A 13,239-nucleotide genomic window follows, 5' to 3' on the forward strand; every position below is an offset into this window, starting at 1 on the left:
AGGGTTGAGATCAGCTCGGTGAACCGCCGGATGCGAGGCCCGCATGTCCGGTGGTGTGAGAGGAGGGCCGGGCGACCCGGCCCTCCTACTCGATTCCTAGGCGCGTACGGCAGGATGTGCGGCATGCCCAGTGCAGAAACGACGCGCGCGAGCGTGCACGAGCCAGATCTGGTGCGGCCGACCAAGGAGGACCCGGTCGCCGCGACCGGCAGTGAACTGTTCGGTGGTCCTCTCGGGCGGCGTGCGCTGCTCGGGACGTCCTGGTGGACTCCCGTGCGGGTCATCGCGCTCGTCGCGATCGGCATGTTCGCCCTCGGCATGGTGCAGAAGCTGCCCTGTTACGACGGCGCCTGGTTCTTCGGGGCCAGCTCGCAGTACACGCATGCCTGCTACTCGGACATCCCGCACCTCTACCAGGGGCGGGGCTTCGCCGACGGGCTGGTGCCGTACTTCGACAAGCTCGAAGGCGACATGGAGTACCTCGAATACCCGGTGCTGACCGGTGTGTTCATGGAGGTCGCCTCCTGGCTGACGCCGAGCGGCGGCAGCATCCAGGACCAGGAGCAGGTCTACTGGATGGTCAACGCCGGGATGCTGATGGCGTGCGCGGCCGTCATCGCCGTCTGCGTGACCCGTACCCACCGGCGGCGCCCCTGGGACGGCCTGCTGGTCGCTCTGGCGCCTGCTTTCGCGCTGACCGCCACCATCAACTGGGACCTGCTGGCCGTCGCTCTGACGGCCGCTGCGATGCTGATGTGGGCGCGGAGCCGTCCCCTTGCCTTCGGGGTCCTGCTGGGGCTAGCCACGGCCGCCAAGCTGTATCCCGCGCTGCTGCTCGGGCCGCTGCTCGTGCTGTGCTGGCGCGCGGGCAGGTGGCGGGAGTTCGGTACGGCGCTGCTCGGTGCCGTCGGCTCCTGGCTGGTCGTGAACCTTCCGGTCATGCTGCTCGCACCCGAGGGCTGGTCGAAGTTCTACACGTTCAGCCAGGAACGCGGCGTCGACTTCGGCTCCTTCTGGCTGATCCTGTCCCAGCGCATGGAGACCCCGCTCGACACCGACACGGTCAACACGTTCGCGACGGTGCTGATGCTGATCTCCTGTGTGGGTGTCGCGGCTCTCGCGCTGACCGCTCCGCGCCGGCCGCGCTTCGCCCAGCTGGCGTTCCTGATCGTCGCGGCCTTCATCCTCACCAACAAGGTCTACTCGCCGCAGTACGTGCTGTGGCTGGTGCCCCTCGCCGTGCTGGCCCGTCCGAAGTGGCGGGACTTCCTGATCTGGCAGGCGTGCGAGGTGGCGTACTTCCTCGGCATCTGGATGTACCTCGCGTACACGACCAGCGGAGACGCCCACAAGGGGCTGCCTCAAGAGGGGTACCAACTGGCCATCGCCGTACACCTGTTGGGGACGCTGTATCTGTGCGCGGTGATCGTGCGGGACATCTTCATGCCGGAGCGGGACGTGGTGCGCCGGTCCGGTGACGACGACCCGTCCGGCGGGGTGCTCGACGGCGCTCAGGACGCCTTCGTCCTCGGCGCCGCGGCCCACCCGCCGCGGCACGCGGCACACTTCGACGGGCCGTACGTGGAGTGGGGCACCGACGACGAACCGGCGAGGCGGCGTTCGCCCTGAGCGAACAGGGCTCGGGCGAGTCACGTAAAAGGCCGTACACGGGCTCCGTGTACGGCCTTTCGTCTGTGCGCGGGGCTTGGTGAGCCCCTGCTGTCAGCGTTCGACGATGCGGTCGAACTGCGTGGTGGTGTGCCGCAGATGGGCCACCAGCTCCTCGCCGACCTTCGGCTCCGGGGCGTCCGAGGGAACGAAGAGGATCGAGACCTGCATGTGCGGGGGCTCCGCGAACCAGCGCTGCTTGGCGCCCCAGACGAACGGTGAGAGGTTCCGGTTGACCGTGGCGAGGCCGGCCCTGGCGACGCCCTTGGCGCGCGGCATGACGCCGTGCAGGGCCTTCGGGGCCTCCAGACCCACTCCGTGCGACGTACCGCCCGCCACGACCACCAGCCAGCCGTCCGAGGCGACCTTCTGCTGGCGGTAGCCGAAACGGTCGCCCTTGGAGACGGGCGTGACGTCCAGCACGGCTCCGCGGTACTCGGTGGCCTCGTGGTCCCCCAGCCACAGCCGCGTGCCGATGCGGGCGCGGAAGCGGGTCTGCGGGAACTGCTGCTGCAGCCGGGCGAGTTCCTCCGCCTTGAGGTGGCTGACGAACATGGTGTGCAGCGGCAGCCGGGCCGCGCGCAGCCGGTCCATCCAGCCGATGACCTCCTCGACGGCGTCCGAGCCGTCGGTGCGGTCCAGCGGCAGGTGGATCGCGAAGCCCTCCAGGCGCACGTTCTCTATGGCGGCGTGGAGCTGGGACAGGTCCTGCTCGCTCACACCGTGCCGCTTCATGGAGGACATGACCTCGATGACGACACGGGCGCCCACGAGGCCGTAGACGCCGTCGACCGACGACACGGAGCGGATGACCCGGTCGGGCAGCGGTACGGGCTCCTCGCCCCGTCTGAACGGCGTCAGCACGAGCAGGTCGCCGCCGAACCAGTCCTTGATCCGTGCGGCCTCGTACGTCGTGCCCACGGCCAGGACGTCGGAGCCCATACGAGTGGCCTCGTCCGCGAGCCGCTCGTGGCCGAAGCCGTAGCCGTTGCCCTTGCAGACCGGGACGAGCCCCGGGAACTGCTCGGACACGTGCTTGTGGTGCGCCCGCCAGCGTGCGGTGTCGACGTAGAGCGTGAGCGCCATGGCCGGACCTGGAACCTTTCTCGTGGCAGCGGTGTATCAGAGGTATGAAGGCGAATTCTGGTACGTCAGCGGCGCGACATGTAGATGTCGAGCGCCTTGTGGAGCAGTTTGTTGAGCGGGAAGTCCCACTCACCGAGGTATTCGGCGGCCTGCCCACCGGTGCCCACCTTGAACTGGATGAGGCCGAAGAGGTGATCGGTCTCGTCCAGCGAGTCGGAGATGCCGCGCAGGTCGTAGACGGTGGCGCCGAGCGCGTAGGCGTCGCGCAGCATCCGCCACTGCATCGCGTTCGAGGGCCGGACCTCACGCCCGATGTTGTCGGAGGCCCCGTACGAGTACCAGACGTGCCCGCCGACGACCAGCATCGTCGCGGCGGACAGGTTCACACCCTCGTGCCGGGCGAAGTACAGCCGCATGCGGTTGGGGTCCTCGGTGTTGAGAGCCGTCCACATGCGCTGGAAGTACGAGAGCGGTCGGGGCCGGAAATGGTCGCGCAGGGCCGTGATCTCGTAGAGGCGCTGCCACTCCTCCAGGTCCTGATAGCCGCCCTGGACGACCTCGACGCCGGCCTTCTCGGCCTTCTTGATGTTGCGTCGCCAGAGCTGGTTGAAGCCCTTGTGGACGTCCTCCAGCGACCGGTTGGCCAACGGCACCTGGTAGACGTAGCGGGGCTGCACGTCGCCGAAGCCAGCCCCGCCGTCCTCACCCTGCTGCCAGCCCATGCGCCGCAGCTTGTCGGCGACCTCGAAGGCGCGCGGCTCGATGAAGTCCGCCTCGATGTCGCGCAGGCGCTTCACGTCCGGGTCCTGGATGCCCTTCTTGATCGAAGTGGCTTCCCAGCGCCGGATGATCACCGGCGGGCCCATCTTCACGGAGAAGGCGCCCTGCTGCTTGAGGTGCGCGAGCATCGGATCCAGCCAGTCGGTCAGATTCGGCGCGAACCAGTTGATGACCGGGCCCTCGGGCAGATAGGCGAGGTAGCGCTTGATCTTGGGCAGCTGGCGGTACAGGACGAGACCCGCTCCGACCATCTCGCCGGACCTGTTGTCGAACCATCCGAGGCTCTCGGAGCGCCACTCGGCCTTTACGTCTGCCCAGGCCGGGACCTGCATGTGGCTAGCCGCGGGCAGATTCTGGATGTACGCCAGATGCTGCTCTCGGCTGATGGTCCTCAGGGTCAGGCTCATTCGGGGCGCTCCTCGGGCTGGTGTGTCCCCATGGGTACAAGGGCTCCGGCTCTCGCGCCGAAGCCTACTGCGCCCTGCGAGCGCCTCGTCTGGCCGTATGGAACCTGTGCCCCGACCAATACGCGGCCGGGGCACCCGGAGGTGTTGTCCGGCCGTGGGGCCGGGGGTTGGGAGGACCGCGGGCCGGCGGCTCCCGAGGGACGGGGCGGCTGCGGTCAGCCGATGACGCCGCCGAAGAGGCCGCCGTGCGCCATGCCGAGGAAGAAGCCGACGGCGGAGGCACCGAGACCCAGGATCAGCCCGAAGCGCTCCCGGGTCGTCTCGGAGACGAACTGTCCGGCCGCCCCGGTCAGGATGCCCACCAGTCCCGTCCACGAGCTGAGCAGATGGAGGCTGTGGAACATCGCGGTGACGAAGGCCGTCACTCCGAGGACGAGCGTCACCGCGAGAAGGGTGTCCTGGAGCGGATGGGGCTTGTGGTCGGTGGCGAAGAGGGAACCGACGGTCTTGGAGTTGGGTCGCAATGCCTGTGCCATGTGGCACCTCCTGCGGAAGGCGGCGCATCGTAGCGCCATACACACCCGATGTGTACAGATTGACGGTCTCGGGCCCCGGATTTCAACCGCAAGCCGGTGTGCAGGTAGTCTGTACCGTCTGCACCGGTGTCTGCCCAGGCCATGACACGATCCCCCGCTCAGTTCGCTGATCGGTGGGCCCGATTGTCAGTGGTGGCCGATACCGTTGCGTACGCATCACAACCCTCCTGCCACGGAACGACCGTGGCCGTTGAGTCCAAAGGAGGTGGGTTCCACATGCGTCACTACGAAATGATGGTCATCCTCGACCCCGATCTCGAGGAGCGCGCTGTCGCCCCCCTGATCGAGAACTTCCTCTCCGTCGTCCGTGAGGGCAACGGAAAGGTCGAGAAGGTCGACACCTGGGGCCGTCGTCGTCTCTCGTACGAGATCAAGAAGAAGCCCGAGGGCATCTACTCGGTCATCGATCTGCAGGCCGAGCCTGCGGTCGTCAAGGAGCTCGACCGCCAGATGAACCTGAACGAGTCGGTCCTCCGGACCAAGGTCCTCCGTCCCGAGACCCACTGAGCTCTCCAGCTCAGCTGATCTCGGACAACGAGTAGCAGCACCAAAAGCAGCCAGCAGCAAACCCGCCGAGAGGTTCCCCCATGGCAGGCGAGACCGTCATCACGGTCGTCGGCAATCTTGTCGACGACCCCGAGCTGCGCTTCACCCCGTCCGGTGCGGCGGTCGCGAAGTTCCGTGTCGCGTCCACTCCCCGCACCTTCGACCGTCAGACCAACGAGTGGAAGGACGGCGAAAGCCTGTTCCTGACCTGCTCGGTCTGGCGTCAGGCGGCGGAGAACGTCGCCGAGTCGCTCCAGCGAGGCATGCGCGTCATCGTGCAGGGCCGGCTGAAGCAGCGGTCCTACGAGGACCGTGAGGGCGTCAAGCGCACGGTCTACGAGCTGGACGTCGAGGAAGTCGGCGCCAGCCTGAAGAACGCCACGGCCAAGGTCACCAAGACCACCGGTCGAGGCGGCCAGGGCGGTTACAGCGGCGGCGGTGGCGGCGGTCAGCAGGGCGGCGGCTGGGGCGGAGGCTCCGGTGGCGGTCAGCCGCAGGGCGGCGGCGCTCCCGCCGACGACCCCTGGGCGACCAGCGCTCCTGCGGGCGGCGGCCAGCAGGGCGGCGGCGGTGGCGGCGGCTGGGGCGGAAGCTCCGGCGGCGGCGCTGCCGGCGGCTCCGGCGGCGGCTACTCGGACGAGCCCCCCTTCTAGCCCACGGGCTGAGGGTGGGCCGTACCCACACTTCTTGATCACACAGGAGAAACATCCATGGCGAAGCCGCCTGTGCGCAAGCCTAAGAAGAAGGTCTGCGCATTCTGCAAGGACAAGGTCACGTACGTGGACTACAAGGACACGAACATGCTGCGGAAGTTCATTTCCGACCGCGGCAAGATCCGTGCCCGCCGCGTGACCGGCAACTGCACGCAGCACCAGCGTGACGTCGCCACGGCTGTGAAGAACAGCCGTGAGATGGCGCTGCTGCCCTACACCTCCACCGCGCGATAAGGGAAGGGTGACCGAATAATGAAGATCATCCTCACCCACGAGGTCTCCGGCCTCGGCGCCGCGGGCGACGTCGTCGACGTCAAGGACGGTTACGCTCGCAACTACCTGATCCCGCGGAACTTTGCGATCCGCTGGACCAAGGGTGGCGAGAAGGACGTCGAGCAGATCCGTCGTGCTCGCAAGATCCACGAGATCCAGACCATCGAGCAGGCCAACGAGATCAAGGCCCGCCTCGAAGGCGTGAAGGTCCGTCTGGCCGTCCGCTCCGGCGACGCCGGTCGTCTCTTCGGTTCTGTCACCCCGGCTGACGTCGCCTCGGCGATCAAGGCTTCCGGTGGCCCCGACGTCGACAAGCGCCGCATCGAGCTGGGCTCGCCGATCAAGACGCTGGGCGCTCACGAGACGTCCGTGCGTCTGCACCCCGAGGTTGCCGCCAAGGTCAACATCGAGGTCGTCGCCGCGTAAGCGGTGCACTAGCAGTACGTGTGAGGGCCGCACCCCAAGGGTGCGGCCCTCACTGTTTGTCTGGGCTTCCGGGAAGGGGGCGCCTCAGGCGTGACTCTCAGGCGACGGGTGTTTCACGTGAAACAACGCCAGTCCGTTGTCGGGGAACGGGGCGGAATGCTCGTTGTTTCACGTGAAACCGAGCGACCTCACGCACCTCCGCGACGCTGGAGCGGGTTTGCTCAGCGCGTGGCGCCTGTGACGATCCAGCGACCCGAGCGGGTGCGCAGCCACAGAGTCAGCATCCGCACGGTCATCATGAGGGTCATCGCTCCCCAGACCGCGGTGAGCCCGCCGCCGAATACGGGCACGAGCAGTGCCACTGGAGCGAAGACGGCCAGGGTGAGGATCATGGCCCATGCGAGATACGGGCCGTCCCCCGCTCCCATCAGTACGCCGTCCAGGACGAAGACGATCCCGCAGATCGGCTGAGAGAGCGCCACCATGAGCAGGGCGGGCAGTGCGGTGTCGTGGACGACCGAGTCGCTGGTGAAGAGCGGCAGGAACAGCGGGCGGCTGACGATCACCAGCCCGCCGAGTACAACGCCGACGGCGATGCCCCACTCCACCATGCGGCGGCAGGCTTCACGGGCTCCCCGGGCGTCTCCCGCGCCGAGATAGCGGCCGATGATGGCCTGACCCGCGATGGCGATGGCGTCGAGTGCGAAGGCGAGCAGGCTCCACAGCGACAGGATGATCTGGTGCGCGGCGACATCGGCGTCTCCGAGGCGGGCGGCAACGGCGGTGGCGATCATCAGGATCGCGCGCAGCGAGAGGGTGCGGACCAGCAGCGGTGCGCCGGCCTGGGCGCAGGCACGTATCCCGGCGGCGTCGGGGCGTAGCGATGCGCCGTGCTTCCGTGCTCCACGGACCACCACGAGGAGATACACGGCGGCCATGCCGTACTGGGCGATGACGGTTCCCCATGCAGAGCCGGCGATGCCGAGGTCCGCGCCGTAGACGAGGCCCGCGTTGAGGGCGCCGTTGGCGACGAAGCCCGCGATGGCGACGTAGAGGGGTGTCTTGGTGTCCTGTAGGCCGCGGAGGACACCGGTGGCGGCGAGGACGACGAGCATCGCGGGGATGCCGAGGGCCGAGATGCGCAAATAGGTGGTGGCGTAGGGAGCGGCGGTGTCCGAGGCGCCGAAGAGCTCTACCAGGGCGGGCGCGGTGGGCAGGACGACGGCGATGACGGCGGCGCCGAGCAGCAGGGCCAGCCAGATGCCGTCCATGCCCTGGCGTATCGCGGCCTGGAGATCGCCCGCCCCGACCCGTCGGGCGACGGCGGCCGTGGTCGCGTAGGCGAGGAAGACGAAGATGCTCACGGCTGTGACGAGGAGAGCCGAGGCGATGCCGAGACCGGCGAGTTGCGCGGTGCCGAGATGGCCGACGATCGCGGTGTCCACCATGAGGAAGAGAGGCTCGGCTATGAGTGCGCCGAAGGCCGGAACGGCCAGCGCGACGATCTCTCGGTCGTGCCGTCGCCGGGCGGCCTTGGGTGCCGCGGGAGCCTGTGTCATGAGCATCAATCTAATCTTCCACAGGTAAGAGATGCAAGTGAACAATGACCCTTACCTTCAATCTCGTGAGATGCGCTGCCCGGCGCCATTCGCGTCGATCTTGATCCCACCGGGAAAGTTTTTCTTCTGCACAGCCGGTGGATGGGATATTCGCAGGTCAGGTTAGGTGTGGAAATGATGCTGAGTGCTTGTTCACAGGCCTGTCCACCGGGTCGTGCACAGGTTTTGCCGGGTTCTCCACAGCATCGGGGCCGTCGTCCACATGGCCTGTGGATAACCAGATTGGCTGACGGTGCCCGCGGGCCTACCGTGGTGCGGCACCCACTCGCTTCTCCGTCCTCGGAAACCTCACAAAACCGACGCGTCAGAACCGGAGTTGGGCATCTCATTTGTCAGTGTCGTGCCGTAGGAATGAGGGGCACGGCGAGGTCCGCTCGGCGGACGGGAGGAGGTGGCCCGGTGAGTATTTCCGAGCCCTTGGACGATCCGTGGGCCGACAGCGGTCCCAGCGATCGTCTGCCCGCCTCCCGCCAGCGCCGCGACGGTGGCCGGGGCAGAGACGACCAGCACGACCGCGGTCCGGACAACGGAGCCTGGGACGGCGGAGGTTCGGCATTCGAGCGCGTGCCGCCGCAGGACCTGGACGCCGAACAGTCCGTTCTTGGCGGCATGCTGCTCTCGAAGGACGCCATCGCCGATGTCGTCGAGGTGCTCAAGGGCCACGACTTCTACCGGCCCGCGCACGAGACCATCTACGGCTCGATCCTCGACCTCTACGCGAAGGGCGAGCCGGCCGACCCGATCACGGTCGCTGCCGAACTCACCAAGCGCGGCGAGATCACCAAGGTCGGCGGCGCCTCGTATCTGCACACCCTGGTCCAGACGGTCCCGACGGCGGCGAACGCCGAGTACTACGCGGAGATCGTCCACGAGCGGGCCGTGCTGCGCCGCCTGGTCGAGGCCGGTACACGCATCACGCAGATGGGGTACGCGGCCGACGGCGACGTGGACGAGATCGTCAACAGCGCCCAGGCGGAGATCTACGCGGTCACCGAGCAGCGCACCACCGAGGACTATCTGCCACTCGGCGACATCATGGAGGGCGCGCTCGACGAGATCGAGGCGATCGGTTCGCGGTCGGGGGAGATGACCGGTGTGCCGACGGGCTTCACCGATCTCGACCAGCTCACCAACGGTCTCCACCCGGGCCAGATGATCATCATCGCCGCCCGTCCCGCCATGGGTAAGTCGACGCTGGCGCTGGACTTCGCACGGGCCTGCTCGATCAAGCACAACATGCCGAGTGTGATCTTCTCGCTCGAAATGGGCCGCAACGAGATCGCGATGCGCCTGCTGTCCGCCGAGGCGCGTGTGGCCCTGCACCACATGCGTTCCGGGACGATGACCGACGAGGACTGGACCCGGCTCGCGCGCCGGATGCCGGATGTCTCGGCCGCTCCCCTCTACATCGACGACTCTCCGAACCTGTCGATGATGGAGATCCGCGCCAAGTGCCGTCGCCTCAAGCAGCGGGCGGATCTGAAGCTCGTGGTCATCGACTATCTGCAGCTGATGCAGTCGGGCGGCAAACGGTCCGAGAGCCGACAGCAGGAGGTCTCCGACATGTCGCGAAACCTCAAGCTCCTTGCCAAGGAGCTTGAGCTGCCGGTGATCGCGCTGTCGCAGCTGAACCGTGGTCCCGAGCAGCGCACGGACAAGAAGCCCATGGTCTCCGACCTGCGTGAATCCGGATCGATCGAGCAGGACGCGGACATGGTGATCCTGCTGCACCGCGAGGACGCGTACGAGAAGGAGTCGCCGCGCGCCGGCGAGGCGGACATCATCGTGGGCAAGCACCGTAACGGCCCGACGGCCACGATCACGGTCGCCTTCCAGGGCCACTACTCGCGCTTCGTGGACATGGCGCAGACCTGATCGTCGTCTGTGGGTCTCAGATCTCGCGGCACAGCGGTCGCGTTCACGTTCGCGTGGACCCGGCAGGCGGTCGAGTCGTGTGACGGGTGCTCAGCGCCTCGTCTCGTACCTGGCCAGGATCACGCCGCAGGGAAGCGTCCGCGTCTCCACCAGGTTCAGGTTCACCCAGTTGTCCAGCGCGGTGAAGAACGGTGTCCGCCGCCCACCAGGACCGGCGCGGCGCGGGAAACTCATCGGCGCGCGATCTGAGCCCGCATGTGGTCCTCGTGCTCGGTGGCTCAGCCGCAGACTCATCATGTCTTCGGCGGCGAGAGACCCTACACGTCCGTCCGGACAGTGATGAGGGTGCGGCCGGTCAGTCGCGTCGGTAGCGGGCCCTGATGTGGAAGCGTTCGCCCTGGGGGCCGAGGATGCTCAGGAACTCCACCGGCCGTTCGTCGGCGTTGCCGAACCAGTGCGGGAGGTGGGTGTCGAATTCGGCGACCTCGCCCGTGGTGAGGACGAGGTCCTGGTCGGCGAGTACGAGGCGCAGTCGTCCGCTGAGGACGTACAGCCAGTGGTACCCCTCGTGTGAGCGGGAATCGGGTTCGCGGTCGGTCGGGCCCGCGGGGAGGATCTGCTTGAACGCCTGCAGCCCGCCGGGTTTGCGGGTCAGCGGGATGACGGTCATGCCGTTGCGGGTGAACGGCTGCGGGTACACCCGGGGGTCGAGGCCGGGCGGGGAGCCGACGAGTTCGTCGAGCGGCATCTGATAGGCCTTGGCCAGGGGCAGCAGCAGTTCCAGGCCTGGCTTGCGGTGCCCGGACTCCAACCGGGACAGGGTGCTGACCGGAATGCCGGTGGTCTCCGACAGGGCGGTCAGGGTGGCCCCGCTGCGGCGCCGCAATTCGCGCAGCCGTGGCCCGACCGCGGCCAGCACGGTGTCGAACTCGTCACTCATGCGTTCACTGTGCCCACGCCTTTGCAGTTCTCGCAAAGAACTTTGTCGGTTCGTCATGGGCGGGGACAGGGTGATGGCAGGGCCATGAGCGACCGGCGCCATGGCGGCCGACCCATGATGCGAGGCGCAGGCGATGGACGTACAGGCGATGGACGCGCAGTTCTGGGACGAGATGTACCGCAGCCGCGACCAGGTCTTCAGCGGTGACCCCAACGGGGTGCTCGTCACCGAAGCAACCGACCTGCCGCCGGGACGGGCGCTCGACGTCGGATGCGGTGAAGGTGCCGACGCCTTCTGGCTGGCCCGACACGGCTGGCAGGTCACCGCGGTCGACATCTCGGCGACCGCCCTGCAGCGCGCGGCGGCCGCCGCCGTGGACATCGAGGGCCGTGTGGCCTGGACACGGGCCGACCTCAACATCACGCCACCCCCGGCCGACGCGTTCGACCTGGTGTCCGTCCAGTACTTCCCGCTCTCAATCCAGCCGGATCACACCGCCCTGCGCGGCCTGCTGAACGCCGTCGCGCCCGGCGGCACCCTGCTCTTCGCCAGCCACGACCTCGCCGACCTGTCCCCATGCCCGGAGCAGGGCTTCGACCCCGGCGACTACTACCAGCCGGACGACATCGCCAAGCTCCTCGACCACGACTGGACGGTCCTGATCAACGAAACCCGCCCACGAACCGCTCCCGCACCCGTCGGCACCCACCACACCCACGACACCGTCCTGCGCGCGCAACGCTCGCTGTGAGCTGTGAGCTGTGAGCTGTGAGCTGTGAGCTGTGAGCCGTGAGCCGTGAGCCGTGGGCCGTGAGCCGTGGGCCGTGGGCCAGAGATCCCGCGGCGGGCTCAAATACGCTCGACGCGGGACGCCGGGGCAGGTGGACTTGAGCCATGACGACACCTGTGGAAGAACTGCTTCCCGCCACGCGCCGGGCCCTGCTGCACCGAATCGCCACCGCTCAGGCCGAAGGACGGACGCCGTCGCTGGTTGCGGCGGTCGTTCGGGGTGGAGAGACGGTGTGGCACGGTTCCCGCACCTCGGTGGACGGGCACGGGCCGGACGAGAACGTGCAGTACAGGATCGGTTCGATCACCAAGACGTTCACCGCTGTCCTGGTGCTGCGGCTGCGCGACGAAGGCGTCCTGGACCTGAGTGATCCGCTGGAGAAGCACCTTCCGGGCACCGGCGCGGGGGAGGCGACGATCGCCGAACTCCTCGCGCACACAAGCGGATTGGCAGCCGAATCGCCCGCCCCCTGGTGGGAGCGCACCCCCGGATCGCTGCGTCCCGAACTGGCCGACGTACTGGGCGAACAGCCGCAGCGGCATCCCGTCGGACGACGGTTCCACTACTCGAACCCCGGCTATACGTTGCTGGGCGCGCTGGTGGAGGAGCTGAGGGGCGTCCCGTGGGAGGAGGCACTACGGAACGAGGTGCTCGAACCGCTGGGACTGCGTCGCACTGCTGCGGAGGCTCAAGCACCACACGCGGGCGGCTGGGCCGTGCATCCCTGGGCGGACGTGATGCTGCCCGAGCCCGTCGAGGACCTGGGCCGGATGGCACCGGCGGGCCAACTCTGGTCGACCACAGGTGACTTGGCGCGCTTTGCAGCCTTCCTGATCAAGGGTGACGACCGGGTGCTGAGTGAGGCGGCCGTACGGGAGATGCGTACGCCCGCCGCGCCCGCCGAAGCCGAAGAGGTGGCAGGCGGGAGCGCGTACGGCCTCGGCATGCAGGTCCAGTACCGGGACGGCCGGATGCTCGCGGGGCACTCCGGTTCCCTCCCCGGCTTTCTCGCCGGTCTCATGATCAGTGTCGAGGACGACCTGGCTGCCGTAGTGCTCGCCAACTGCACCTCCGGCCCGCCGGTGTTCGCGGTCGCCGCCGATCTCGTACGTATCGTCGCCGAGGCCGAGCCGCGGATCCCCGAGCCGTGGCGGCCGCTGCCGGAGGTCGACCGGTCCGTACTGGAGTTGGCCGGACCGTGGTACTGGGGAACGCAGTGCTTCGCGCTGCGCCTCACGGCCGACGGGGGTGTCTCGCTCGGGCCGCTGTCGGGCAACGGCCGGCGTTCGCGTTTCAGGGCCAATGGAGACGGGACCTGGACGGGACTGGACGGCTACTACGCGGGCGAGGCCCTGAGGGTCGTACAGCGTCCCGACGGATCGGTGGACCACCTGGACCTCGGGTCGTTCGTGTTCACGCGGCAGCCGTACGAGGAGGGGGCTTCCGTGCCGGGTGGTGTGGATCCTGACGGGTGGCGCGGAATCCGCTAGCCGCCCTGCGACGACTGAACGGCAGGCGAG

The 13,239-nt window shown here is 68.0% G+C and carries 13 protein-coding genes and 1 pseudogene; 8 read left to right on the forward strand and 6 right to left on the reverse strand.

All coding sequences use genetic code 11. From position 1 onward, the window contains the following. The first annotated feature begins 114 nt into the window (after positions 1-114). Entirely contained in the window at positions 115-1,629 is a 1,515-nt protein-coding gene (locus tag ACIBEI_RS43965; RefSeq protein WP_398896632.1) for a glycosyltransferase family 87 protein, read from the forward strand. Positions 1,630-1,722: 93 nt separating this feature from the next. On the opposite strand, the gene ACIBEI_RS43970 is transcribed toward ACIBEI_RS43965, so the two are convergent. From ACIBEI_RS43970 to ACIBEI_RS43980, 3 genes are all read right to left on the reverse strand, one after another. Next, a complete protein-coding gene (locus ACIBEI_RS43970; protein WP_398896633.1) occupies positions 1,723-2,754 on the reverse strand; it encodes an alanine racemase in 1,032 nt (343 codons plus the stop codon). Positions 2,755-2,819: 65 nt separating this feature from the next. Further along, positions 2,820-3,941: a peptidoglycan bridge formation glycyltransferase FemX gene (femX, locus tag ACIBEI_RS43975; RefSeq protein ID WP_398896635.1), complete on the reverse strand. Its 1,122-nt coding sequence runs from the start codon at positions 3,939-3,941 to the stop codon at positions 2,820-2,822. 215 nt (positions 3,942-4,156) lie between these two features. Further along, the gene (locus ACIBEI_RS43980; protein ID WP_307523065.1) at positions 4,157-4,477 is read right to left on the reverse strand and encodes a hypothetical protein; all 321 of its coding nucleotides are present in this window, start codon (positions 4,475-4,477) and stop codon (positions 4,157-4,159) included. Positions 4,478-4,753: 276 nt separating this feature from the next. On the opposite strand from ACIBEI_RS43980, the gene rpsF reads away from it, so the two are divergent. The 4 genes from rpsF to rplI all read left to right on the forward strand — a co-directional run bounded on the left by rpsF (position 4,754) and on the right by rplI (position 6,495). After that, positions 4,754-5,044, forward strand: coding sequence for a 30S ribosomal protein S6 (rpsF, locus tag ACIBEI_RS43985; protein ID WP_055610618.1), 291 nt, complete (start codon positions 4,754-4,756; stop codon positions 5,042-5,044). Between the two features lie 80 nt (positions 5,045-5,124). Continuing rightward, a complete protein-coding gene (locus ACIBEI_RS43990; RefSeq protein WP_398896636.1) occupies positions 5,125-5,736 on the forward strand; it encodes a single-stranded DNA-binding protein in 612 nt (203 codons plus the stop codon). A 57-nt stretch (positions 5,737-5,793) separates the two neighbouring features. Further along, entirely contained in the window at positions 5,794-6,030 is a 237-nt protein-coding gene (rpsR, locus tag ACIBEI_RS43995) for a 30S ribosomal protein S18 (protein WP_003949403.1), read from the forward strand. Positions 6,031-6,048: 18 nt separating this feature from the next. Continuing rightward, a complete protein-coding gene (gene rplI, locus ACIBEI_RS44000) occupies positions 6,049-6,495 on the forward strand; it encodes a 50S ribosomal protein L9 (protein WP_055610620.1) in 447 nt (148 codons plus the stop codon). A 221-nt stretch (positions 6,496-6,716) separates the two neighbouring features. Here the strand turns inward: rplI and ACIBEI_RS44005 are convergent, their stop codons facing one another. After that, entirely contained in the window at positions 6,717-8,054 is a 1,338-nt protein-coding gene (locus tag ACIBEI_RS44005) for an MATE family efflux transporter (RefSeq protein WP_398896638.1), read from the reverse strand. A 459-nt stretch (positions 8,055-8,513) separates the two neighbouring features. On the opposite strand from ACIBEI_RS44005, the gene dnaB reads away from it, so the two are divergent. Beyond that, on the forward strand, positions 8,514-9,989 hold the full coding sequence (gene dnaB, locus ACIBEI_RS44010) for a replicative DNA helicase (protein ID WP_269647072.1): 1,476 nt from the start codon (positions 8,514-8,516) through the stop codon (positions 9,987-9,989). 90 nt (positions 9,990-10,079) lie between these two features. On the opposite strand, the pseudogene ACIBEI_RS44015 reads toward dnaB, so the two are convergent. Further along, positions 10,080-10,204, reverse strand: a pseudogene (locus tag ACIBEI_RS44015) (dihydrofolate reductase); the annotation flags it as partial. A 140-nt stretch (positions 10,205-10,344) separates the two neighbouring features. Beyond that, positions 10,345-10,929 (reverse strand): helix-turn-helix domain-containing protein, encoded by a 585-nt coding sequence (locus ACIBEI_RS44020; RefSeq protein ID WP_398896640.1) that lies wholly within the window; start codon positions 10,927-10,929, stop codon positions 10,345-10,347. Positions 10,930-11,077: 148 nt separating this feature from the next. On the opposite strand from ACIBEI_RS44020, the gene ACIBEI_RS44025 reads away from it, so the two are divergent. Beyond that, positions 11,078-11,680, forward strand: coding sequence for a class I SAM-dependent methyltransferase (locus tag ACIBEI_RS44025; RefSeq protein ID WP_398896759.1), 603 nt, complete (start codon positions 11,078-11,080; stop codon positions 11,678-11,680). A gap of 143 nt (positions 11,681-11,823) precedes the next feature. After that, positions 11,824-13,209 carry a serine hydrolase domain-containing protein gene (locus ACIBEI_RS44030; protein WP_398896642.1) on the forward strand — a complete coding sequence of 462 codons (1,386 nt, stop codon included), beginning with the start codon at positions 11,824-11,826 and terminating at the stop codon, positions 13,207-13,209. Positions 13,210-13,239 lie beyond the last annotated feature (30 nt).

The sequence above is a fragment of the Streptomyces sp. NPDC050988 genome (genome assembly GCF_044456225.1).
In the GTDB taxonomy this organism is placed as follows: Bacteria; Actinomycetota; Actinomycetes; order Streptomycetales; family Streptomycetaceae; genus Streptomyces.

What these genes read in the sequence shown, in the direction of transcription:
- ACIBEI_RS43965 (WP_398896632.1), top strand. Translation starts at nt 115, where the DNA reads ATGTGCGGCATGCCCAGTGCAGAAACGACGCGCGCGAGCGTGCACGAG.
- ACIBEI_RS43970 (WP_398896633.1), bottom strand. Translation starts at nt 2,754, where the DNA reads ATGGCGCTCACGCTCTACGTCGACACCGCACGCTGGCGGGCGCACCAC.
- femX (WP_398896635.1), bottom strand. Translation starts at nt 3,941, where the DNA reads ATGAGCCTGACCCTGAGGACCATCAGCCGAGAGCAGCATCTGGCGTAC.
- ACIBEI_RS43980 (WP_307523065.1), bottom strand. Translation starts at nt 4,477, where the DNA reads ATGGCACAGGCATTGCGACCCAACTCCAAGACCGTCGGTTCCCTCTTC.
- rpsF (WP_055610618.1), top strand. Translation starts at nt 4,754, where the DNA reads ATGCGTCACTACGAAATGATGGTCATCCTCGACCCCGATCTCGAGGAG.
- ACIBEI_RS43990 (WP_398896636.1), top strand. Translation starts at nt 5,125, where the DNA reads ATGGCAGGCGAGACCGTCATCACGGTCGTCGGCAATCTTGTCGACGAC.
- rpsR (WP_003949403.1), top strand. Translation starts at nt 5,794, where the DNA reads ATGGCGAAGCCGCCTGTGCGCAAGCCTAAGAAGAAGGTCTGCGCATTC.
- rplI (WP_055610620.1), top strand. Translation starts at nt 6,049, where the DNA reads ATGAAGATCATCCTCACCCACGAGGTCTCCGGCCTCGGCGCCGCGGGC.
- ACIBEI_RS44005 (WP_398896638.1), bottom strand. Translation starts at nt 8,054, where the DNA reads ATGACACAGGCTCCCGCGGCACCCAAGGCCGCCCGGCGACGGCACGAC.
- ACIBEI_RS44020 (WP_398896640.1), bottom strand. Translation starts at nt 10,929, where the DNA reads ATGAGTGACGAGTTCGACACCGTGCTGGCCGCGGTCGGGCCACGGCTG.
- ACIBEI_RS44025 (WP_398896759.1), top strand. Translation starts at nt 11,078, where the DNA reads ATGGACGCGCAGTTCTGGGACGAGATGTACCGCAGCCGCGACCAGGTC.
- ACIBEI_RS44030 (WP_398896642.1), top strand. Translation starts at nt 11,824, where the DNA reads ATGACGACACCTGTGGAAGAACTGCTTCCCGCCACGCGCCGGGCCCTG.